The following is a 23,197-nucleotide window of genomic DNA, read 5'->3' as shown; positions in this document are numbered from 1 at the left end:
GAAAGAGACCCCCGCATGGATCCTCAGCAGAAAACGGCAGCGCCTGCCGTTGCCGGCTACATTCCCGAATATTCTGAAACACCGCATAGCGGATCTTTCGATATTGCCCAGCACGGTTTGAGCAGCGATGATGTTGCTCGCCTGACTGCTGAGGGTAGGGTCAATACCCAGAATAATAAGTCTTCTCGCACGCTGTGGAGCATTATGCGTGCGCACCTGTTCACGGTCTTCAACTTTGTGTTGGGTGCCTGTGGTGCCGTGGTAATCATGTACCAGCGTTGGGCTGATCTGCTCTTCCTGGCGGCTGTTATCGCTAACGTGGTGATTGGTTTTGTGCAGGAGTACAAGGCGAAGCTTGAGCTGGATCGCATCTCCCTGCTGGACCGCTCCCCCGCTACTGCCGTGCGTGACGGTAAGAGCGTTGAGGTTCCGATGGAGCAGCTGGTTGAGGGTGACGTTGTCATCCTCAAGCGCGGCGATCAGGTTCCGGCGGATGCTGTTGTGCTCACCTCCGATTCTTTGGAGCTGGACGAGTCCCTGCTGACCGGTGAGAACGACCCGATTGCTAAGCGCCCCGGCGATATGGTGCTGTCGGCATCGAGTGTATTGGGTGGTACCGGCCGCGTCCTGCTCTCTCACGTGGGTGCGAATTCTCGTGCAAGCAAGATTTCTGATGAGGCGCGTCAGTTCTCGCGTATTCAGTCTGAGCTTCGTGATGCACTGAACCGTGTGGTCCGCTGGATTACGGTGGGTCTTGCGGTCATTATTCCTGTGGTGTCGTGGGGTCAGATTCAGGCCGCTGGCGGCCTGGAGACCGTGCAGCAGAACCACCTGTGGGAGCAGGTTTCTATTGCGGTGGTGTCTTCGGTTGCTTCGATGATTCCGCAGGGCCTGGCACTGATGACTACTCTGGCGTTTGCGGCGGCGGCTGTGGCGCTGGGTCGTAAACACAACATCCTGGTGCAGGAGCAGCCTGCGGTTGAGGTTCTGGCTCGTGTGGACGTGGTCTGCTTCGATAAGACCGGCACTCTCACCGAGGGTGGCGTGATTTTTGATTCGGTGCGCCCGCTGGACACCGTTGCTGAGGCTGAGGGCCCCGATGCTGACTCGGCTGAGCACACTTCCTGGCGTGCTTCTCTGCCCGCCGGTTGGAATGAGGCGCTGGCGTGGTTCGGTCACGATGAGAACGCGAACCCGACTGCGGCGGCTCTGACCGGCGGTTTCCCGGATGCTTCCTCGGCTTCGGTGAGCGGTATTGTGCCGTTCTCGTCGGCGCTGCGTTTTAGCGCGATTGAGTTTAAGGATTCGGGTGCTTGGCTTCTGGGTGCTCCGGAGGCACTTCTCGCCAAGGGCACCGCTGAGCGTGAGCGTGCCGCTGAGCTGGCGGCGCTGGGTCTGCGCACGATGGTTTTGGCGCATGCTTCTGCGGTGGTTCGCAATGAGAAGGATGAGCCAATCCAGAAGATCCCGTCGGATGCTGCCCCGGTTCTGTTCGTGATTTTCCGTGAGAATGTGCGTGCGGATGCGCCTGAAATTGTGGAGTATTTCCACCGTCAGGGTGTGACTCTGAAGGTCTTCTCGGGTGATAACCCGTTCACTGTAGCTGCGGCTGCGAAGACTGCGGGCATGGATACGTCTGCGGGCGCGGTTGATGCGTCGACTCTGCCTGAGGACGGTCCGGAGCTTGCTGAGGCTGCGGTTACTCACAATATTTTCGGTCGTGTGTCGCCCGAGCAGAAGAAGAACATGGTGATTGCTCTGAAGGAGCGCGGCCATGTGGTGGCGATGACCGGTGACGGCATTAATGACGCTCTGGCGCTTAAGCATGCAAGCTTGGGTATTGCGATGGGTAACGCTGCTCCGGCGACGAAGGCTGTTTCTCGCCTGGTTCTTCTGGACGGTAAGTTCTCGTCTCTGCCGGCTGCGTTGGAGCAGGGCCGTCAGGTCATTACGAACATTGAGATGGTGGCGAACCTGTTCTTGACGAAGACTGGTTTCGCGATTCTTCTGGGTGTTCTGTTCAGTATTTTCGGTTTGACCTTCCCGTTCTTGCCGCGTCAGTACTCGACTGCGGACTTCTTGATTGTGGGTGCGTCGTCCTTCGCGTTGACTCTGCTGCCGAATTCGCGCCGTTACGTGCCGGGCTTCTTGCGCCGCGTGCTGAATTACACGGTTCCGAACTCGATTATTGTGGTTGCGATGCTGTTGGCGGTGACGTTCACGGCTCGCGGCATGGGTGTTGAGGATATCCGTCAGATTCAGACGGCTTCGTTCATTACCCTGGTGATGATGGGTCTGTGGAACTTGGCTGCGGTGGCTCGTCCGTTCAACCGTGCTCGTGTTCTGCTGTTTGGCGCGTTGCTGGCGGTGTTCTTCGCGGCGCTGTTCGTGCCGATTCTGGTGGAGTACCACCAGTTCGTTACTGTGCTTCCGCATCTGCTGTGGACGTCTCTGGGTGCCGGTGCTCTGGGTGCCGCGCTGATTGAGGTGAATGCGCATCGTAATCGCCGTTGGCAGAAGCGTAATTACCCTGAGCTGGAGGTTGCTCCGCTAAATTTCTTCCCGACTAAGTAGCTAGTCGGAAAGGTAGCTGCTTCGGTAGCGTGTGGGCCCCGTATCCTGTGGATGCGGGGCCCTTTCGTGTCTTCGCAAGCATCCCCTCCGTAGTGTTCCGGAACCAGCCGGAGTACTCCTACTAGCAGCACCGAGGGTGTGTCCCATCTATCACTTGGGTGAAATATTTAACAGCTTCTGATAGCTTTTGCCTCTCACCTTGCTCTTAACCTGGGAAAACCCTTAGAGTTACAGGGAACTATTTGAGAAGGGAAACCTTCTTCAGGGTTGTTACTGGTTTGGCAGGCAAGACCTGAGTTACTCAACACCGTATGGGACGGCAGCATATATCTGCCGAGAATCCCCTCTATTTGCTGTACCGAAGCTCCATAGTGGGCACGAGTGTAGTGCTTCCGGTGGTCGAGAGACTCGGGTCTTTTGTGTTTTCTGGACGTGTTTTCCGGGGCTTTCTCGGCTACCGCAACGTCAGGTAGGCACAGCCTCCGGCAGCAACCGTATAGACATTGACCGCATATCTAAGGAAGTATCGTGAATAACCGCGAACTTGGCGAGAAGATTCTTGACGGCCTGGGTGGCCCCGAGAACATCGCGCACATTACTCACTGCGCAACCCGCCTTCGTGTCACTCCTGTGTCTAACGATGCAGTGCAGAACAAGAAGATTGAGGGCCTGCCCGGCGTTCTCTCTGTGATTGAGCAGTCCGGCCAGACTCAGGTTGTTCTGGGCGAGCGCGTTGAGGCCGTGTACAACGAGATCAACGCTCTGCCCGCTATGGCTGGTCACACTGAGGGTGACACCAAGGTTGAGGCTGAGGGCAAGAAGTCCGGTTGGCTTACCAACGTCTTCGACGTTCTATCTGATTCCTTCCGTCCTCTGCTGTGGGCACTTCTGGGTACCTCGATGATTCTGACCCTGATTGTGTTCATGCAGCAGCTGGGCTTCTTCGGCCAGTACACTGACTTGACCGGTCAGAGCGTGAACATCGACATCATTAACGGTGCTCGTGTGGCTGACCCGGAGGCTGCTAAGGCTCTGAACACCCAGTGGATGCAGCAGTTCGCTTTCTGGTACATTCTGAAGGCTGCTTCGCTGTCGGTTCTGAACTTCATGCCCATCATGCTGGGTGCTACCGCTGCTAAGCGTCTGGGCGCGAACATGTGGGTTGGTGCGGCTATCCCCGCTGCACTGATGACCGGTACTTTCACCGATCTGACTGCTCTGGCTGACAAGACCACCAAGGTTCTGAACGTTCCGTTCTTCGGTCTGGATCTGCCGCTGTACGCATTCAGCTACACCGGCCAGGTCTTCCCCCCGCTGCTAGCTGTTGCTCTGCTGGCTCCGCTTGAGCGCTTCCTGAAGAAGGTTATTCCTTCGATGCTGCAGATGGTGTTCGTGCCGATGATTTCGGTCATGATTCTGGTTCCGGTGACCGCGTTCCTGGTTGGCCCCATCGGTATCGGTGTGGCTATGGGCATCTCTGACTTCCTGAAGATGATTAACGATGTTGCTCCGGCTCTGGTTGGTGCTCTGATTGCTGGCCTGTACCTGTTCATGGTTCCGCTGGGTCTGCACTGGCCGCTGAACGCTGTCATGATTAACAACCTGCAGACCATGGGTACTGACTTCATTCAGTCCCCGATGGGTGCATACAACTTCGCTGTGTTCGGTCTGGTCACCGGTGTGGCTATCCGTGCGAAGCATGACCGTGAGCTGCGTCAGACCGCTATCGGTGCGTCGATGTCCGGTCTGCTCGGTGGTATTTCTGAGCCGTCGATGTACGGTGTGGTACTGCGTTACAAGCGCGTGATCCCGATTATTCTGGTTCCCGCTGTTATTGGTGGTGCTACCATTTCCTTCCTGGGCGTTAAGTCCTACGCGTTCGCGTTCACTTCGCTGCTGTCGATTCCGGCTATGCAGCCTTCCTACCTGTACGTGATTGGTCTGGCTATTGCGTTCTTCGGCGCTATGACCGGTGTCCTGCTGTTTGGTTATGAGTCGAAGGCTGACGCTGTAAGGCACGCTGCGGAGCGTAAGGCTGAGGATGCTGAGGCCGCTCCTAAGGCGGAGGCTGTTGCCGCTAAGGCTGTTCCGGCTGCTGCCGCTACTGCGACCGCTGCTGCTGCACCCGCTGCTTCCGCTGGTGAGGTCATTGAGTTGCACGCTCCCATTGAGGGTACTGCTGTTGCTCTGTCTGATGTTCCGGACCCGATTTTCGCTGCTGGCAAGCTGGGCGAGGGTGTGGCTATTGAGCCGACCGGTACCACTGTTGTTGCTCCTGCAGCCGGTAAGGTTGCTGCAACCTACCCCTCGGGCCACGCTGTGGGTCTGAAGCTGGAGAACGGCATTGAGCTGCTGATTCACGTTGGTCTGGATACCGTGAACCTGGACGGTAAGGGCTTCAGCGTGAAGGTTGCTAAGGGCGATGTTGTTGCTGCTGGCGACGCTCTGATTGAGTTCGATCCTGAGGTTATCAAGGAGGCGGGTTACCCGCTAATTACCCCGGTTATTGTGACCAACACCCGCAAGTTCGCTGAGGTTAAGGGTCTGCCGGGCGTTGCTCACCAGAACCTGAGCACTGTCCTGAAGGTGACCACTAAGTAGTTCGCTTTCTAAGCTCTAAGGGGCCCCACCATTGTGGTGGGGTCCCTTTCCTTATGCTCCCTTTCCTCTATACCCCCTTTCCCTTATGTCCTGTTTCCTGATGTGCTGGTTCTTTGGACAGGGTTTGCTAGACCGGGTTTGCTGGGGTTTAGGCACTAGCCGGGGGGGTATTTATGCTAGTGTAAGAATACGCCCAACAAGGAAGTTCTCAAGTGATAGGGAATACGATGATGTCTTCTGATACTAGGACATGGGATACCGAGGTGTGGGAAGAGCAGCAAAAAGAGCTACGCGCTCTTTCTCCTGTTCGGCGGCTGATGCGCCGGCTCAATCTTGAGGCGCTCGTCTACGAGTCAGCGCCGTTCCCGGTTCTGCTGCGTAAGCTCTCCGCGCTGATTCCAGCCTGCCTTCTGTGGTGGGTTATCTACGAGCCGCACCGGCTTGCTTCCTCCACCAGCCTCCCCGAGGGTACTCACGCTATTACACTGCTCCCCGGAGCCTGGGGTGACCCCGCTACGAGGGCTTATGGAGGTCTTCCTGAGCTGCCTGGGGTCCTCGTGCGCTGGGTGCTGTGCATCGCGGCAATGGTAGCTGTCGTTCATCTCTGCGGCGTCAAGGCTAAGGGTCAGAGCTTCACCATTCCTCACGATGCGCGTTCACGGTTGATTGCTCTGATGCAGGCTCTGGGCATTTTCGGTGCCTTTGCGCTGGCCGTCTGGATTGAGTACATGATGACTCCGCTGACCCTCATGTTTGAAACCGTGTACGCTGGCCCGACCGCCGTCTATAGCGGTGACGGCATGATTCCCCTGCACCTGTTCCTGTCCTCGTCGTTGAGCGCTATTTTCTTGGGCTATTTTTGTGTGAACATTCTTGCCTCGCTGAATATCCCCGGGTACCTGGGCATCCCCGCAATTATTTACGTGGGGGCGCTCCCATGGGCTCAGGCGGAGCGGCACCAGTTCACGTTGGCACTGGCGTGGGTCATTGCGGTAACGCTGGTGAGTTGGCTCGTGCGCGGCATGTGGGGCACTCTGCTCGCCTGCGTGGGCTATTCTCTCTGGATTGTGCTGGTGGCAACCAGCGGTGATCCTTTTGACCTGTCCGCTAATATGAGCCGTGTGCTCGTGATTTTGGGGTTCCCGCTGGCTTTCATTGTTGCTGGAGGCGGCATTTACCGTATCTTCTATCTGCGGCAGAACCCGAAGATGTTGAGGTACCTGCAGGAGCGCGCCCTGTACCTAGGTGAGTGGTAGCAACCGGTTAGGGCGGTATTAGGGCGGTGTTCCCCTCCCCTTCGTTTTTGTAATTACATATCCCGCTAATGTATCCAGCTAAAGGACGCAGAACAAGCGGGACAGAAAAATCCCGGGCACTCTCTGTATGAGAGCACCCGGGATTCTGTTGTCCTACAGGACGGCTAGAGCGTTACCGCAAGCGGTACTACTCCTGCCAGCCAACGTTGACCCAGTAGTCAGCACTGGTGTAGCTCTGCTTGAACAGGGACGGACCGTAGTTCGCAACCTTAGCCTTGACAGCGGCGTACATCGGGCCGTTTGCGTAGGGCAGGTACACTGCGACCTTCTCGTAGTAGAGCTTCTCCGCCTCGTTAGCGATCTTGATGCGCTCGTCTTCCTTCTCGGTGTTCTGCAGCTTCTCGATGAGCTTATCAACTTCGGGGTCACCGACTCCGAACACCTCGGTGGTGAAGAAGTAGGGTGCCGAGGAAGCCAGGTCGGGCAGAACGCCCCAACCGGTGAAGATTGCTTCGTAGCTCTTCTGGCCAAGCACGGAGTTGGAGTTCGACTGCGGCTGGTTGTCAGCGCTCAGGCGGATACCTGCGGACTTCAGCTGCTGCTCCAGAATCTGGTAGACCGCCTGGTAGACAGCCTCGGAACCGAAGGAGGTCAGCGCGAAGCCAGCAACCTTGCCGTCCTTAGCGTAGTAGTCGCCGGACTTGGAGTAGCCTGCGGCCTCCAGAATCTTGCCAGCTGCCTGTGCACCGGTGTCACCAGCGTAGTTGTTCTGGTAACCCTTCTGGAACGGCATTGCGATGATGGAGCCGGGCAGCGGCTCGGTCCAGCCGAGCTGCGAGAAGTATGCCTTAGCAATCTGCTCGCGGTCCACAGAAGCGAGGATTGCGCGGCGCAGTGCCAGGTCCTCGATGCGCTTGGGGTTCAGCTGAATGATGTTGACGTTGGTGTTCTGGCTCTGGCGAATCTCGGTGCCTGCCTGGCCCTTCACAGCGTTGTAGCTGGTTGCGCCCACGAAGGTAAAGGCGTCCAGTTCGCCGTTCTTGAAGCTTGCACGGATTGCTTCGGAGTCCATCTGACGCCAGATGATGCGGTCCAGCACCGGCTTCTCGCCCCACCACTTGTCGTTCTTGACCAGGGTGAGAACCTTCTGGGAGGAGTTCCACTCGCCAACCTTGAAGGGGCCAGCCCAGTACTGGTCGAGGGGCTTGTCAACGAAGCCTTCGTTGAAGAGGTTGACGTCTTCCAGTGCGGGGTGGATTGCGAAGGCGCACAGACCCTCGGAGGGGTAGTACGGAGCCTTCATGGTGACCTTGACGTGGAAGTTGTCTCCGTCCACAGCCTCGATGCTTTCAACCTGCTGCCACATGGTGTTGTCGGTGATGTGGTAGGGGTTGTCGGTGACTGCGCGGTAGACCTTCCACATGGCGCGAACAGCGTTCACGTCCATGGGGGTGCCGTCGTTGAAGGCAGCCTTGGGGTTGATCTTGAAGGTCGCGGTCTGCACGCCATCGACGGTCTCGGTCTTGTGCTCGGTGCAGAACTCGGGGTTGAGGGTGCCTTCGCCTTCGGGGCTCATGGTGTAGAAGCCCATGACAGCAGCGATGTTGCAGGGTGCCAGAGCGTCCAGGTTGCTGGAGGTGTAGCCGCTCTGGGTCTGCAGGTTGAAGTTGGGGCCCAGGGCGGTAGCCGCGAGGGTCAGGGTGCCACCCTGCTTGAGGGAGGAACGGTCCTGCTTGTTGACCTGAAGGTTCTTCAGAATATCTTCAGCGTTGTTAGCGGCGCTACCGCCAACCTTTTCCTTCGAGCTGCCGCAGGCAGCCAGTAGACCAACGGTGCCGAGGGCAACGGTGCCGGTCAGGAGGGTACGGCGAGAGACAGACATGCTCTTCATGGAATTTCTCCTAGAGTATTCGCAGTGTTGTGGAGGCGGTACGCGAACGGTGCGTAACCCACACTCCAACCCGGCGGGAGGACAGTCTCTGCCGGGGTTGCGGGCAGAATGCCCACATTTGTTTTAAGTATATCCGTGCGACTCTCTTAGGAACGGGAAAGCGGCGTGCTACAGAAGGTTTTAATCCTTTTGTAACACGCCGCTGTAGCGCTTTTACCCCTTATGGAGTGTGTGAGCGGTGCTCAACGCTTAGTTTTGCTTCTCCCAACCGACGTTGATCCATACGTTCGGGTTGTAGTAGGGCAGGCCGAAGAGCATGGGGCCGTAGTTCGCCAGGCCCTTACGGCACGCCTTGAAGTTCGGGCCGTTGTGGGTGGGCACGTAGATGGCGACCTCGTCCAGGTGGCGCTTCTCCAGCTCGTTCATGATCTTGAGCTGTTCCTTCGGGTCCTCGGTGGACATCATGGTTGCTGCCAGCGAGTCCAGATCCTTACCGTGACCGTTGTTGGTCTCGGAGATGTAGAAGTAGTTCGCCGCATCCACCGGGGAGGTGGTGATGCCGTAGCCACCGGTCTTAATCGCGAAGTTCTTCGAGGAGATGATGCTCGACATTTCAGAGGCACCGTGGTTCTCGATGGTCAGTTCAACGCCGATTTCCTTCATCTGCTGGACGAGGAACTGCGCGGTGGAGCTGACAACCGGGTCGCTACCGAAGGTGATGACCGGGTAGGAGACCTTAGCGCCGTCCTTGGTGTAGTAGTCACCGGACTTGGTGTAGCCTGCGTCCTCAAGGATCTTGGTAGCGACGTCCTTGCCGAGCTTGGTCGGGTAGTTGTCCTGGTAGCCTTCCTGCATGGGCAGCATGCACATGGAGCCGGGCAGGGTTTCCTTCCAGCCGAGCTTCTCGTAGCGCAGCTTCTGCAGCTGCTCACGGTTGAGGGCTGCAACGAATGCGCGGCGGACGGGCAGGGGCACCTTTTCGGGGTTGATTTCGTAGTTGCCCACGCTGAGAGCGCTACCCTTGCGAATGTCGGTGTTTGCCACGCCGGAGAGCTCGTTGTAGGAGCTGAGGGTGCTGGCGTCCACGTAGTCGATTTCGCCGTTCTTGTAAGCTGCCTGCTCTGCCTGGGAGCTCATTTCACGCCAGGTGATGCGCTCAAGAGCGGGCTTCTGGCCCCACCACTTCTCGTTGCGGACGACGGTGAGCACCTTGGAGGAGGAGTTCCACTCGCCGACCTTGAAGGGACCTGCCCAGTACTGGTCGAGGGGCTTGTCGTTCAGGCCGTCGTTGAAGAACTTGGGGTCGGCGAATGCCGGGTGCAGGAACGAGGTGAAGCTGCCTTCGATGGGGTACCAGGGCTTGGACATGGTGACCTTCACGTGGCGGGTATCGCCGTCCACAGCCTCGACGCTTGCGACCTGTTCCCAGATGGGCGAGGGGGTGATCTGGTAGTCCGAACCGGATGCCGCGGCGGTGTAGATGGTCTGGTAGCTCTTGACGGCGTTCACGTCGATGGGGGTACCGTCGTTGAAGGCTGCCTTGGGGTTGATCTTGAAGGTCACGGTCTGCACGCCGTCAACGGTTTGCGCCTTGTATTCGGTGACGTAGTCCTTGTTCATGTGCGACTCGCCGCGGAAGTCAGCGTAGAAGCCGCCGGTGAAGGCAGAGTTGATAGCCGCCTGAATATTCAGGTTACCGGCGGTGTAGCCGTTGGTGTTGAGGATGTTGAAGTTCGGGCCGATGCCATCAGCGCTCAGTCGCAGCTCGCCGCCGTCCTTGAGGGCGGAGCGATCCTTCTCGTTGTAGGAGACTGCCTTGGACAGGTCGTCACCGGCAGAGAGAGCGCTGGTTTCGTTCTTGGAGGAGTTGCCGCCGCAGGCTGCGAGCAGGCCGACGGTACCCAGGGCAACGGTGCCGGTGAGCAGGGTACGACGGTTGAGAGTGAAAGTGGTCATTAGTTTTCCTCGGTTAGGTGAGATGCTGAATTTTTGTACGCGGGGGAACACAACCCGCACATCTTTGTGACAGCACGCACATTTTGCATTGAGATTAGTATACACACATTTCCCACGCACTATGACCTAGTTCACCGTTTTAGGGAAAATATTTCAGCCAATCCCCGAAACCACCCCACCACAAACCCCCCCATCAAAAACACAGAAAAGCCCCGCAGTACCCCGCCGCTGAGGCGGAATACCGCGGGACTTTGCCCTCCGGAGTCTTATGCCGGCGCCTCCGAAAATTCAGAAACTACCGAATAGGAATCCAGAAAATTAACATGTGGCTTTAGTTCTGCCAACCCACATTGACCCAGCGCTTGGGGTCGGTGTAGCTGGTTGCGAAGAGGGAAGGACCGTAGTTAGCCAGCTTCTCCTTCACAGCTGCGTAGCTGGGGCCGTTAGCGTAGGGGAAGTAAATAGCAACCTTCTCCATGTGCTGCTTCTCAGCCTCAGCAGCCATCTTCAACTGCTCCTCGTGGGATTCCTTCTCGTAAATGGAGGCAATGTACTTATCCAGCTCAGGATCGCCCACACCCTCGTTAATTTCGCTGGTGTAGAAGTACTGAACGCTGTCGGCGGGGTCAGCACCAATGCCCCAACCGGAGAAGGCGCAGTCGTACTGCTTAGCACCCATCACGGAGTTGAACTGGGACTGCGGCTGGTTGTCCTGCTCGAGCTTAATACCCGCTGCCTTGAGCTGCTGCTCGAGGTTCTGGAACTGAGCCAGGGAGGTTGCATCCGAACCGAAGTAGGTGATGGAGAAGCCTGCAGTCTTGCCGTCCTTGGCGTAGTAGTCGCCGGACTTGGAGTAGCCTGCTGCTTCCAGGATCTTTGCCGCAGCCTCGGCGCCGGGGTTGGACGGCATGTTGTTCTGGTAGCCCTTCTGGAAGGGCATAGCAATCAGAGAGCCGGCCAGGGGCTCTTCCCAGTTGATCTGGCCGAACTTGACCTTAGCCAGCTGGGAACGATCAATCGCTGCGAAGACTGCACGGCGCAGGGCAGTGTCGGTCACGCGGGTCGGGTTGAACTGAAGGTTGACGACGCCGAGGCTCTGGCCGGTACGAATCTGGATACCGGGCTGCCCCTTGACGGCGTTGTAGGTTGCCAGGCCAGCAAAGCCGATGCTGTCCAGCTCGCCATTCTTGAATGCTGCGCGCTCTGCTTCGTCGCCCATTTCACGCCAGATGATACGGTCCAACAGCGGCTTCTCGCCCCACCACTTGTCATTGGGTACGAGGGTGAGGGTCTTAGCCGAAGAGTTCCACTCGCCAATCTTGAAGGGGCCGGACCAGTACTGATCCATGGGCTTGTTCACGAAGCCGTTGTTGAAGAGCTCCTTGTCGGTCAGTGCGGGGTGCAGACCGAGCAGGCCGAGGGTCTCGGCAGGATACATCGGCTTGGTCATCACGATCTTGACGCGGGTCTTGTCGCCATCCACGGGGTCGATGGACGCTACCTGCTGCCAGAAGGGAGTTGCGATGACGTTGTAGCCGTCATCGGGGTTGCGGTAGACGGTCCACGCGGCGCGGATTGCCTCAACGTCAACGGGGGTGCCGTCGTTGAAGACAGCCTTGGAGTTGAGCTTGAAGGTAATGGTCTGAACGCCGTCAACAGTCTCAGCCTTGTAGTCGCTGACGTAGTCGTCATTGAGGCTGTATTCGCCAGCGGGGCTCAGGGAGGTGAAGCCGATAGCGGAGGGGATGTTGCAGGGGCCACCGAATGCGGTGAGGTTCGCGGTGGTGTAGCCACTCTGGGTCAGAATGTTGAAGTTCGGGCCGATTGCGGAGACGCTTGCGCGGAACTCGCCACCCTGCTTGAGGGAGGAGCGGTCCTGCTTGTTGATTTCGAGGTTCTTGACGATTTCCTCGGTGCTTGATGCAGCCTTACCGCTGATCTTCTTGTCAGAGCCGCCGCCGCATGCAGCGAGCAGGCCGACGGTACCCAGGGCAACGGTGCCGGTCAGCAGGGTACGGCGATTAATACGTAGATGAGTCATGTATTCTCCTCATACCGGAGGGCTCAGGTGCTATTCGATAAGCGCACCGTGTTGTGCGCCGATTTTTCGGGAGCGCCGAAGCTCCCGCCCATCACCTTTGTGAGAGCCCCCACATTGTTTGTGGTTGAAACACAGTATACCCCCAAAAGAAGCGACGCAGACCACAGTCCAATCCGTGGAAGAACTATACACCGTCTAAAAATCACGGGTTCAGCGCCTGAACCCGCATCATCACGCGGAAGCCGCATGCGAAAACTAAAAAATGAAATATTATGTCGCATTGGCGCGCGAGCGCGTCACATCCGGTGCTTTGAGAGTCGTTACAAGTTACAAGCACAGCGTCGGGGCAGCTAAAGCGCGCTGAACCCTCCACAAGAAAAAAGCTCCCCACCCCTATACGACACTGCGAAAACGTATAGGGGGCAGGGAGCTTAAAACTGCGGCTTATGCCATCCAGCCGACGGTAGACCAGTCGAGGCTCTTGAAGAGGAACGCACCGTAGTTAGCGAGCTTCGGGCGGCATGCCTTGAAGTCCGGGCCATTGAGGAAGGGAATGAAGAGGCAAACCTCGCTCATGTGCTTCTTCTCAATCTCGTTGCACTTCTCGGCGCGCTTAGCGTCGTCGAGGATGGTGACCATCTCGTCGACCATAGCGTCAATTTCGGGGGTGCCGACGCCGTTCCAGTTCTTGGAGTGGTAGAAGTACTCGGCAGCGCTAGTCGGCTCGGAGCTCAGGCCGAAGCCCGAAATGCTCACGTCGTACTCGCGGTTACCAACAACCTTCGAGAATTCGGACTGTGCACGCGAGTCGAGCTCGAAGTTAATGCCGACTTCCTTCATGCTCTGAATGAAGGTCTGTGCCTGGCCCTTGGTGGTGGCGTCATCACCGAAGGTGGTCAGCTTCAGGGTGATGGTCTTGCCATCCTTCGCGTAGAAGTCGCCAGACTTGGTGTAGCCTGCCTTCTCCAGGACCTTGCGTGCTTCCTCCGGGTTACGTGCCGGGTAGTTGTCACGGTAGTACTGGGAGGAACCCATCAGCATCATCGAGCCGGGAACTTCTTCTTCGTAGGGCAGACCCTGGAAGCGAATCTTTGCCAGAGCACCACGGTCGATACCCAGGAAGATTGCCTTACGCACGGCAGCATCAGTGATATGCTGTGCGTTCAGGTTCATGCCACCAGCGAAGAGGCGGTGACCGCGGCGGATTTCAGAGTTTGCAACGTCCTTCATCTCGTTGTAGGCGCTGAGGGTACGTGCTTCCACCGCGTCCAGTTCGCCGTTCTTGTATGCGGCACGAGCTGCGGGGTCTGCCATTTCACGCACGACGATGCGGTCCAGCTTGGGCTTCTCACCCCACCACTTATCGTTGGGGACTGCGGTGAAGGTCTTCTCGGAGGAGTTCCAGCCGTTGGGTGCCAGGGTGAAGGGGCCGCAACCGAGTTCGGGGTGGGGGTTGTCGACGAAGCCTTCGTTGAAGAGGTTTACGTCGAGCATCGCCGGGTGCAGGATTCCGCTGAAGAGCAGACCCTTGACGGGGTTGTGTGCAGTCTTGAAAACAACGCGTGCGTGGTAGCGGTCGCCGTCGATAGCTTCAACGCTTTCGATGAATTCGTAGATACCTGCTGCGGCAATCTTGTATTCACCGTCGGGGTCACGCTGGATCTGCCAGGTTGCCTTGAAGGCGTCGATGTCGATGGGGGTGCCGTCGTTGAAGACTGCCTTGGGGTTCAGGCGAACCTCTGCGGTGATCTTGCCGTCTACTTCCTTAGCTTCGAAGCCGAGGCAGTAGTTGGGGTCGAGCTCGTCTTCACCCTTGAAGGTGCTGCGCCAGATGCCGGCACCGGCGATAATGCCCATGGTTTCGGAGACGGAGATGCTGGAGCCGTTCTGGGAGAAGCGGTTGAAGTCCGGGCCAAGGGAGTAGGTGCTCAGGTTCAGGGTACCGCCCTGCTTGAGCTTCGAGGGGTCCTGCTCGTTGATTTCATAGAACGGGGTTTCGCTTGCCTTGTGCTCGGTCTTGGAGGACGAGGAGCCACATGCGCTCAGTACGCCGGCAGCAGCGACGGCGGTTGCGCCGCCGAACAGTACGCGGCGGCTCATGATCGGGTTGAATCCGGAGAGGGAGGGGATGGGGTGGGGGCTCATGATGGGCTCCTTGTGGGTGTGGACTGCACTGATGCAGTGTTTGCAGTGTAGAGTGGGTGGCTCGCGTGCTCTGGAGGCGGGGTTTCCGTCTGCAGGAGCGCCTGCTATCTGCGGTGATGGGCGGGCAGGTCAAGCCATGCAAAATAATGTGACCTAAAGCTATGTTCTAAGCCACATTTAATATTTTTAGTAGTGTACACCACACACATCACTACAGGTGTGCAACACGATAAATATTTCTAAATTATTACGCCCGGCCCTAATGCAGCGGGCCTAAATCCATACCGACGTAACCCCACCATCCTTCGCGCAACACCCCTCCCCCACCTCCAGAAATAGCCAACGGGCACAGCAAAGCGGGCCGAACGCGCATATACGCATTCGACCCGCTTATAGGGTAGGAACCTCTAGGAGTTCATCCAGCCCGCAGCAGTCCAGTCCATCGACTTGTACAGGTGCGGACCGTAGTTAGCCAGGTTCTTCTTGACCATCACAAAATCAGGACCGTTCGTAATGGTACCCAGAAAGGCGAACTCAGCCATGTGCTTCTTCTCAATCTCGTTGCAGGCAAGGTTACGTTCCTTGTCATCCTCAATGAGGGTCATGGCGTCGATGAGGGCATCGATTTCCTTGCTGCCGATACCTTCGTTGTTCTCGGAGTAGTAGAACTGCTTGGTACCCTCGGTTGCGTCAGCAGAGACCGAGTAGCCGCTGAAGGAAATATCGTAGTCCCAGTTGCCCAGAATGGTGGCGAACTCACTATCGGCGTGCTGATCGATCCGGATCTCAATGCCGACATCCTTCATCTGCTGAGTGAAGGTCTGAGCCTTACCCTTGTTGGTCGGATCGTCACCGAAGACCACCACTGCACAGCCAGCCTTCGTGCCGTCCTTCTCGTAGTAGTCGCCGTTCTTGGTGTAACCGGCGGCCTCCAGAATCTTCTGCGCCTCCGAAACGCTGTTATTCGGGGTCGGGTAGGAATCCTGGTAGTAGGGTGAGAAGGGCATGTGAATCATCGAACCGGGGATGGTTTCCTCGTAGGGCAGGCCCTGGTACTGAATCTTCGCGAGTGCTTCACGGTTGGTGCCGGCGAAGATTGCCTTACGCAGGGCAGCATCCTTGACGCGGCGGGGGTTGATATCCAGACCACCGGCGTAGAGGCGGGTACCCTTACGCAGTTCGGTACCTGCCACGTTCTTCACCTCGGTGTAGGTGGAGGAGGTGCTTGCACCGATAGCGTCAATTTCGTCGTTCTTGAACGCGGCACGTGCAGCGCTGGACTCCATCTGGGTAAAGACGATCTTGTCCAGCAGGGGCTTGGTGCCCCACCACTTGTCGTTGGGCACGACGCTGAAGGTCTTTGCGGTGGAGTCCCAGCCCTTATCCGCCAGGGTGAAGGGGCCAGCCCAGTACTCGGGGTGGGGCGCATCCACGAAGCCGTTGTTGAAGAGCTCGACGTTTTCCAGTGCGGGGTGCAGAATCTCAGAGAAGAGGCTCTGCAGCGGGTAGAAGGGCTTGGAGAAGGTGACGGTTGCGCTGTAGTCGTCTTCGCCCTTTTCTACGGATTCAACGAATTCGTAGATGCCGCTGGAGACAATGTTGTAGCCGTTATCCAGGCTCTTGAAGATGTTCCAGGTGGACTGGAGCGCCTTGTAGGTGATGGGGGTGCCATCATTGAAGACAGCCTTGGGGTTGAGCTTGACGGCAACCTGAATCTTGTCGCCCTTCTTGCTGTGCTCGAAGGAGACAGCGAAGTCAGTGTTCAGCTTGTAGGTGCCATCAAAGTCGAGGTTCCACATGCCAGCCTGACTGATGGTGCTCATAACGTTGACGTTATCGCTGGTGTTACCGCTCTGGGTGTAGAAGTTGAAGTTCGGACCGATGGATCCGGCGGGCAGGCGCAGGATGCCACCCTTCTTCAGGCTGTTCACGTCCTGGGCGTTGATGTCGTAGAGGTCTTCGATCTTGGCACCGGCGCCGGCAGCCTTGGTCTTTTCAGAGCTTGCGCTGCCGTTGCCGCAGGCGCTGAGCAGACCTACAGCTCCCAGAGCCGCGGTGCCGCCAATGAGGACGCGGCGGCTGAAGCTGTTCTTGGTCGCTTCGTGGCTACTCGCGGTGTATGCGGTGTTGGCGGTCATGGGAGTGGTTTCCTTCTATCTTGTGCGGGCGGGTGTACCCCGTATTCCCGAAGTAATGATTATTTATGCAGAGCACTGCATAACTTTGTATGACTTCACTGTAGCGCACCTCGAGAGCGAAAACCAAGCATTTTCACAATATTTCTTAATATTTATCGTGTTTTTTGAATATTCATACTATGAATACCCTGTTTTTGCGCGAATTCTTCAGATTTTTCCGGATAGCTATACCCCCGCTCCCCTGCATCGGTACATAAAAGCACCCAAAGCACCCCCTCCAGAAATGCAAAAAGTGTCCACCCGGATAATCCGGGTGGACACTTTCAATAGCTCTAGGCTATTCACCTAGGAGGTGAAGGGATGAGGACTTACTTAGCCCAACCAACCTTCTCCCAGTGAATGCCGGTGCCCTGGAAGAGGGACACGCCGTAGTTGCGCAGACCCTTCTTCACGAACTTGTACTCGGGGCCGTTGATGAGCGGAATCAGCACTGCGAACTCAGCCAGGTGCTTCTTCTCGATCTCATTGCAAGCCTGGTTGCGTTCCTTGTCGTCAGCAATGAGCTTCATCTTTGCAATCATCTCATTGATCTCATCGGAACCAGCTTCCTCAGGCTTACGGCGCATGTAGAACTGCTCGGTAGCCTCGGTAGCATCCGGGGAGCTCGGAGCGAAACCGGAGGAGGTTGCGTCGTAGTCCTTGGAGGCCATGGTCTTGTTGAACTCGCTAACAGCACGGGAGTCGAGCTCAGCATTAATACCTACGGACTTCAGCTGCTGAACCAGGGTCTGACCGACAGCCTTGGAGGTGGGATCCTCACCGAAGATGGAGAACTTGAAGGCAGCCTGCTTGCCGTCCTTCTCGTAGAACTCACCGTTCTTGGTGTAGCCTGCATCTTCCAGAATCTTGGATGCAGCAGCAGCATCGTTGTTCGGGGTCGGGTAGGTGTCCTGGTAGTACTCGTTGAAGGGCATGTGAATCATCGAGTTGGGAAGCTTCTCTTCGTAATCCAGGCCCTGGAAACGAACCTTGGCGAGAGCCTCACGGTTCAGACCAGTAACCACAGCGCGGCGCAGAGCAACATCCTGCATGCGGGCGGGGTTCATGGTCACGCCACCGGAGAACAGGCGAGAACCTCGGCGGATCTCGATGTTAGCAACGTCCTTGAGCTCCTTGTATGCGGAAGCGGTGGTAGCACCAATCGCATCAAGCTCATCGTTCTTGAATGCCGCGCGCTCAGCAGCGGGATCCATCTGACGGAAGACAATGCGCTCCAGAACGGGCTTCTCGCCCCACCACTTGTCGTTGCGGGTCAGGGTCAGGGTCTTCTCGGTCGAGTTCCAACCACCTTCAGCAATGGTGAAGGGGCCAACCCAGTACTCGGGGTGCGGCTTGTCAACGAAACCAGTGTTGAAGAGTTCCTTGTCCAGCAGAGCCGGGTGCACAATGCCAGCGAAGAGGGTATTCAGCGGGTAGTAAGGTGCGGAGAAGGTTACCTTCACCTTGAAGTCATCACCGTCGCGCTCCACGGAAGCAATGCTGCTGTAGATGCCGCTGCTTCCGACCTTGTAGTCACCATCGGTGCTCTTGAGGATGTTCCAGGTAGCCTGCAGAGCCTTGTAGTCGATGGGGGTACCATCGTTGAACTTAGCCTGGGGGTTCAGCTCAATGGAGACGACGGGCAGACCGTTTTCTTCGGCGACATCGAAGCTCTTCGCAAACTCGGGAGCCAGAGTGCGCTTACCCAGGGGGTCACCCTGCCACAGGCCTGCGTAAGCCACGGGGCTCATAGCGGTCTGAGTGTACAGGGAGTTGCCGTCCGCGCTGAAAAGGTTGAAGTCCGGACCAATACCCGGAACAGCCAGGCGCAGAGTGCCGCCATCCTTCAGCTCAGAAACAGCGGCCTCAGCAAGGTCATAAAGCTCCTTGGCATCGGTGCCCACGGTTGCACCCTTGGTGGTTGCCTTGGAGTCCTTGGACGAGCCGCACGCAGCCAGTACGCCCACGGTACCCAGTGCTGCAGCGCCACCGAGAACGGTACGACGGTTCAGGATGAAATTCTTCTCCATGAGAGTGTCCTCTTATACGTTTGACCCTCAATAATCCTGCAGGAAAGCGTCAAGGATTCCCTGCTCATGCGCCGCAATAGGGTGCGGTGAGCGATGAATTAGTGCCGGTCTATGAATGTGTTCCTTGAGGTACGCCCCTAGCGGCGCACCCACAGGCTTAATTATGGCTTACTGCCAGCAGGAAAGCTCTTCCATAAATATTCATATCTTGAATGGTGAGAAAGGTTACGCCTAGTCAGTGCAGTTTTTCCTGTTTTCTTGGTGGTTTCAGTGCCTAGCGCCACATTCTGCGGCTCGCACCGTCTCACTAGGTGACAATCTCGAACAACGTACAGCCCACCAATACCGGGCATAAAAAACCCGAGGGGCGAATATTCAACGAATATTCGCCCCTCGGCACACATGCGACTTATTCAGCCGACTCTAGAGCTACACCGTAGCGGCCTCAGCCTCAGGGTAGTAGCAAGCATAACCGTGATCCTGGCCCTCAACGGGGGTCAGTTCCGGCATCTCCTCCAGGCAACGACGCTTCTTGTCCTCAGGCAGCAGCTTGAAGACCGGGCAACGGCTCGAGAAGCCACAACCCTTAGGCGCGTTCACCGGAGTGGGCAGGTCGCCCTCAAGCATAATGCGGTGGCGCTTTGCCTCAACCTCGGGATCCGGAACCGGAATCGCCGAGAGCAGTGCACGGGTGTACGGGTGAATCGGGTTGTCGAACACCTGGTCGACGTCACCGATCTCAACAATACGACCCAGGTACATCACTGCAACGCGGTCGGATGCGTGGCGAATCACCGCGAGGTCGTGAGCAACCATCAGGTAGCTCAGGCCCAGGTTTGCACGCAACTCCTCCAGCAGGTTGATCACACCAGCCTGGACGGACACGTCCAGTGCGGACACCGGCTCATCCAGAACCACGAGCTTAGGGTTAACGGCAAGCGCACGAGCAATACCGATACGCTGACGCTGACCGCCAGAGAACTGGTTCGGGAAGCGGTTCACGTGGTCGGGCTGCAGACCCACAATGTGCATCAGCTCGATGACGCGCTTCTTGATGTCTGCCTTGTTCATGCCCTGGTTTTCCAGGGGCTCAGCCAGCACCTCGTAAACGGTGAAGCGCGGATCCAGAGCACCGGTGGGGTCCTGGAACACCATCTGCTGGTTCTTACGCAGCTCAAGAATCTCACCTGCGGACTTGCCGTCCTTGGTGGAGGTTCCGTTAATCAGAATCTCACCGTCGGTGTTCTTGTTGAACTCCATGATTTCCAGCAGGGTGGTGGTCTTACCACAACCGGACTCACCCACGATGGAGAAGCACTCGCCCTCGCGAATGTCGAAGGACAGGCCGTTCACAGCCTTCACAGTGCCCACGCGGCGCTTAATCAGCGCACCCTTCATGAGCGGGAAGTGCTTCTTGACGTTGCGGACCTCCAGGACGGGGGCACGCTCCTCACGCGGAATGCCGTCGTACTTCGATACCGGGGGCTCCGGAACCGGGTACAGCTCGTCAGCGGTCTTACCGACCAGCTCTTGAGAGATGGTGCAGGAGGAGTAGTGGCCCTCGCCAACGCCTTCCAGCAGCTGCAGATCGGGCTCTCCGCTGGAGTCCTGGCAGCACTGGCCACCGCTCTTAGCGATGGGGCAACGCGGGCGGAAGGAGCACGCGGTCACCGGGTTAATCAGGTTCGGAGGGGTACCCTCAATCGGAACCAGGGAGACCTTCTCGGAACGGTCCACACGCGGGACCGCACCCAGCAGACCGATGGTGTACGGGTGGGAGGGATGCTTGTACAGGTCTTCTGCCTTCGCAATCTCCACCGGCTTACCGGCGTACATCACCAGAATGTCGTCAGCCATACCAGCCACAACACCGAGGTCGTGGGTAATCATAATGGTCGCTGCGCCGGTCTCTTCCTGAGCCTTCTGCATAACCTCCAGCACCTGCGCCTGAATAGTCACATCCAGTGCGGTGGTGGGCTCATCGGCGATGAGCACGCGGGGGTCATTCGCAATCGCCATAGCGATCATGATGCGCTGACGCATACCACCGGAGAACTCGTGCGGGAAGGAACGCAGGCGGTCAGCCGGCGAAGGAATACCCACCATACGCATCAGCTCAATGGAGCGGTCCTTGATAGCCTGCTTGCTCATTCCCTTGTTGTGGACCTTGAGCACCTCGGCAATCTGGTCACCAATGGTGTACACGGGGGTCAGCGAGGACAGCGGATCCTGGAAGATCATAGAGATCTCCTTGCCGCGGTATGCGCACATTTCCTTATCGCTCAAGCCCAGCAGCTCGGTGCCGTTGTACTTGACCGAACCGGTGATGTCAGCGGTAGTCGGGTGCAGACCCATAATCGCCATGGAGGCAACGGACTTACCGGAACCGGACTCACCCACAATACCCAGGGTCTTACCGGGGTACAGGTCAAAGTTCACACCGCGAACAGCATGCACGATGCCATTCTCAGTGTTGAAGCGGACGTTGAGGTCCTTAACGCTCAGAACGGGAGAGGTACTCATTAGTTCTTCGCCTCCTTTGCAGCGGCAGCAGGTGCCTCTGCCTTCTCGTTCTTCTTGGACTTCTTGATCTTACCGACCGACATCGAAGTCGGGTCGAATGCGTCACGCAGACCGTCGTTCATGAGGGCCAGCGGACCAACCAGCAGGAAGAAGAACAGAACCGGGAACCAGAACATGTGCGGCAGGGTGTTAATCTGCTGCGAAGCATCCGAAATCAGCGAGCCCAGCGAGTAGTTGGGGTACTTAATACCGATGCCGATGAAGGAGTAAGCGACCTCAGAGAGCACAGCGCCCATGATGCCGCTGGTGAAGTTCAGAACCAGCAGGGAGCCAATGTTCGGAACCAGGTGGCGCATCACAATCTTGAAGGGGTGCACACCCATGTAGCGTGCAGCCTTCACGAAGTCGCGGTTGATGAGGGACTGCGCCATTGCACGAATAACACGGGCGCTACCCATCCAGCCGAAGGCAATCAGCACTGCAGAGAGCAGAACCCAGGTGGGGACGCTCTTCTGAATCTGCTTACCAACCTGACCGTTGATCAGAATTGCCAGAATCAGCAGCGAGGGAACCATGATCAGGGTCTCGAGGATGAACAGCATAATCTTGTCAATCCAGCCACCGAAGTACGCCATCACACAACCGTAAACTGCGGAGATGAACACAGTGGCCAAACCGACGACCACACCAATCTGGAGAGAGGTCCAGACGGCCTCAGACATCATGGCGAACACGTCATTACCCGCGATGGTGGTACCGAACCAGTGCTCGGCCGAGGGGCCTTCACCCAGCGCCATGTAGTCAATGTCGTTGGGCTTGTACTTGGTCAGGTACTTACCGAACAGACCGAACAGACCCATGCCGATGAACACGCACAGACCGAAGACTGCAGCCTTGTTACGCAGGAAGCGGCGCAGAATAATAACGCTCTTGTTGATGACCTTGAAGTCACCGTTCTCCTGTACCACCGGTACGGAGGAAGTTGCAGTTACCTGACTCATGAGATCCTCACTCGGGGGTCGACGATGGTGGTAGCGATATCAGCGATGATCGCACCGACAGCGAACAGTGCAGAACCGTACGCGAGGGTCACGGTCGCAGCGTTCACGTCCTGCGCGGAAATGGAGTCAATCGACCACTTACCGATACCGGGCCATGCAAAGACGGTCTCGGCGAAGAATGCACCCGCAAAAATCATCGGAATCTGGTACGCGATGGACTGTGCCACGGGGATGAAGGAGACGCGCAGTGCGTGGCGAGTAATCGCCTGGTTACGGGTCAAGCCCTTAGCACGAGCGGTACGCACGAAGTCAGCGTTCACGTTATCGAGCAGGTACTGACGCTGTGCAATCTGGTAACCAGCCCAACCGAAGATGGTCATACAGAAGGTCGGCACGACGTAGTGCGCCGCCATATCCATGGTGATTTCCCAGAATCCGGTCAGACCCGGAGTCGAAATACCGGTCACATAGAAAATCTTCTCTCCACCATTAGCAACGGCGATGTTGTTGATAGTGGTCGCGCCCTGCTGCACCACGAAGTAAGCAACGGGAGCGGGGATGATGTAGACCAGGTAGGAGTAACCGGTGATAACACGGTCAGAGAACTTGTACTGGCGAGCTGCCGAGTACACACCCAGGGCAATACCAATCACAATCGAGAGAATGGTAGCCACCAGCAGCAGGCGGGTAGAAACCCACACGCGCTGGCCAAATTCCTGGTTAATGTACGCGCCGTTGGGGCTACGGCCCCAATCGAACTTGGTGACCACATTGGTCAGCCACTGAACGTAGCGGTCCCAGGGGTTCATTTCGGGATCGAGACCCAGGGATGCGAAGTTACGGTTCACCTGCTCGGGGCTAGGCTTCGGAACCTTTTCCTGCTCCAAGAGGGCAGGCTTCAGGGCAGTAACCGCTGCAAAGTAACCCATCGTGGTCGTAATAAAGACCATGACGAGGTACGTCAGCGATCGCTGGAGGATGTACCTAAACATGGGACGGTTC

12 protein-coding genes are annotated in these 23,197 nt (G+C 57.3%); 3 read left to right on the top strand and 9 right to left on the bottom strand.

Annotated features, from left to right (window positions below; genetic code table 11):
- Window positions 1–15: 15 nt before the first annotated feature.
- The 3 genes from HMPREF2779_RS06320 to HMPREF2779_RS06310 all read left to right on the top strand — a co-directional run bounded on the left by HMPREF2779_RS06320 (window position 16) and on the right by HMPREF2779_RS06310 (window position 6,431).
- Window positions 16–2,574, top strand: coding sequence for an HAD-IC family P-type ATPase (locus HMPREF2779_RS06320; protein ID WP_105361112.1), 2,559 nt, complete (start codon window positions 16–18; stop codon window positions 2,572–2,574).
- Between the two features lie 528 nt (window positions 2,575–3,102).
- Window positions 3,103–5,175, top strand: coding sequence for a glucose PTS transporter subunit IIA (locus tag HMPREF2779_RS06315; protein WP_105361111.1), 2,073 nt, complete (start codon window positions 3,103–3,105; stop codon window positions 5,173–5,175).
- A 227-nt stretch (window positions 5,176–5,402) separates the two neighbouring features.
- The gene (locus HMPREF2779_RS06310) at window positions 5,403–6,431 is read left to right on the top strand and encodes a dihydrodipicolinate synthase (protein WP_233992303.1); all 1,029 of its coding nucleotides are present in this window, start codon (window positions 5,403–5,405) and stop codon (window positions 6,429–6,431) included.
- A gap of 187 nt (window positions 6,432–6,618) precedes the next feature.
- On the opposite strand, the gene HMPREF2779_RS06305 is transcribed toward HMPREF2779_RS06310, so the two are convergent.
- From HMPREF2779_RS06305 to HMPREF2779_RS06265, 9 genes are all read right to left on the bottom strand, one after another.
- Window positions 6,619–8,322, bottom strand: coding sequence for an ABC transporter family substrate-binding protein (locus HMPREF2779_RS06305; protein ID WP_105361110.1), 1,704 nt, complete (start codon window positions 8,320–8,322; stop codon window positions 6,619–6,621).
- A 249-nt stretch (window positions 8,323–8,571) separates the two neighbouring features.
- Window positions 8,572–10,278: an ABC transporter family substrate-binding protein gene (locus tag HMPREF2779_RS06300; protein WP_049346618.1), complete on the bottom strand. Its 1,707-nt coding sequence runs from the start codon at window positions 10,276–10,278 to the stop codon at window positions 8,572–8,574.
- A gap of 331 nt (window positions 10,279–10,609) precedes the next feature.
- A complete protein-coding gene (locus HMPREF2779_RS06295; RefSeq protein WP_105361109.1) occupies window positions 10,610–12,319 on the bottom strand; it encodes an ABC transporter family substrate-binding protein in 1,710 nt (569 codons plus the stop codon).
- 444 nt (window positions 12,320–12,763) lie between these two features.
- A complete protein-coding gene (locus HMPREF2779_RS06290) occupies window positions 12,764–14,464 on the bottom strand; it encodes an ABC transporter family substrate-binding protein (RefSeq protein ID WP_105361108.1) in 1,701 nt (566 codons plus the stop codon).
- Between the two features lie 407 nt (window positions 14,465–14,871).
- On the bottom strand, window positions 14,872–16,602 hold the full coding sequence (locus tag HMPREF2779_RS06285) for an ABC transporter family substrate-binding protein (RefSeq protein ID WP_105361107.1): 1,731 nt from the start codon (window positions 16,600–16,602) through the stop codon (window positions 14,872–14,874).
- 368 nt (window positions 16,603–16,970) lie between these two features.
- Window positions 16,971–18,671 carry an ABC transporter family substrate-binding protein gene (locus HMPREF2779_RS06280; protein WP_105361106.1) on the bottom strand — a complete coding sequence of 567 codons (1,701 nt, stop codon included), beginning with the start codon at window positions 18,669–18,671 and terminating at the stop codon, window positions 16,971–16,973.
- 429 nt (window positions 18,672–19,100) lie between these two features.
- Window positions 19,101–21,194, bottom strand: coding sequence for an ABC transporter ATP-binding protein (locus HMPREF2779_RS06275; protein WP_105361105.1), 2,094 nt, complete (start codon window positions 21,192–21,194; stop codon window positions 19,101–19,103).
- Window positions 21,194–22,195, bottom strand: a complete 1,002-nt coding sequence (locus tag HMPREF2779_RS06270; protein ID WP_005507216.1) for an ABC transporter permease — start codon at window positions 22,193–22,195, stop codon at window positions 21,194–21,196. Before HMPREF2779_RS06270 ends, HMPREF2779_RS06275 begins: the two co-directional genes overlap by 1 nt.
- Window positions 22,192–23,187 (bottom strand): ABC transporter permease, encoded by a 996-nt coding sequence (locus tag HMPREF2779_RS06265; RefSeq protein ID WP_005507218.1) that lies wholly within the window; start codon window positions 23,185–23,187, stop codon window positions 22,192–22,194. Before HMPREF2779_RS06265 ends, HMPREF2779_RS06270 begins: the two co-directional genes overlap by 4 nt.
- Window positions 23,188–23,197 lie beyond the last annotated feature (10 nt).

Source organism: Rothia sp. HMSC069C03 (assembly GCF_001811075.1).
GTDB lineage: Bacteria > Actinomycetota > Actinomycetes > Actinomycetales > Micrococcaceae > Rothia > Rothia mucilaginosa.
The sequence above is the reverse complement of the archived record's forward strand: the minus strand, read 5'-3'. Positions and strand labels throughout refer to the sequence as shown.

Bases quoted from the DNA above. Each gene is read 5' to 3' on its own strand.
- HMPREF2779_RS06320 (WP_105361112.1), top strand. From the start codon at position 16: ATGGATCCTCAGCAGAAAACGGCAGCGCCTGCCGTTGCCGGCTACATT.
- HMPREF2779_RS06310 (WP_233992303.1), top strand. From the start codon at position 5,403: ATGATGTCTTCTGATACTAGGACATGGGATACCGAGGTGTGGGAAGAG.
- HMPREF2779_RS06305 (WP_105361110.1), bottom strand. From the start codon at position 8,322: ATGAAGAGCATGTCTGTCTCTCGCCGTACCCTCCTGACCGGCACCGTT.
- HMPREF2779_RS06300 (WP_049346618.1), bottom strand. From the start codon at position 10,278: ATGACCACTTTCACTCTCAACCGTCGTACCCTGCTCACCGGCACCGTT.
- HMPREF2779_RS06295 (WP_105361109.1), bottom strand. From the start codon at position 12,319: ATGACTCATCTACGTATTAATCGCCGTACCCTGCTGACCGGCACCGTT.
- HMPREF2779_RS06290 (WP_105361108.1), bottom strand. From the start codon at position 14,464: ATGAGCCCCCACCCCATCCCCTCCCTCTCCGGATTCAACCCGATCATG.
- HMPREF2779_RS06285 (WP_105361107.1), bottom strand. From the start codon at position 16,602: ATGACCGCCAACACCGCATACACCGCGAGTAGCCACGAAGCGACCAAG.
- HMPREF2779_RS06280 (WP_105361106.1), bottom strand. From the start codon at position 18,671: ATGGAGAAGAATTTCATCCTGAACCGTCGTACCGTTCTCGGTGGCGCT.
- HMPREF2779_RS06275 (WP_105361105.1), bottom strand. From the start codon at position 21,194: ATGAGTACCTCTCCCGTTCTGAGCGTTAAGGACCTCAACGTCCGCTTC.
- HMPREF2779_RS06270 (WP_005507216.1), bottom strand. From the start codon at position 22,195: ATGAGTCAGGTAACTGCAACTTCCTCCGTACCGGTGGTACAGGAGAAC.
- HMPREF2779_RS06265 (WP_005507218.1), bottom strand. From the start codon at position 23,187: ATGTTTAGGTACATCCTCCAGCGATCGCTGACGTACCTCGTCATGGTC.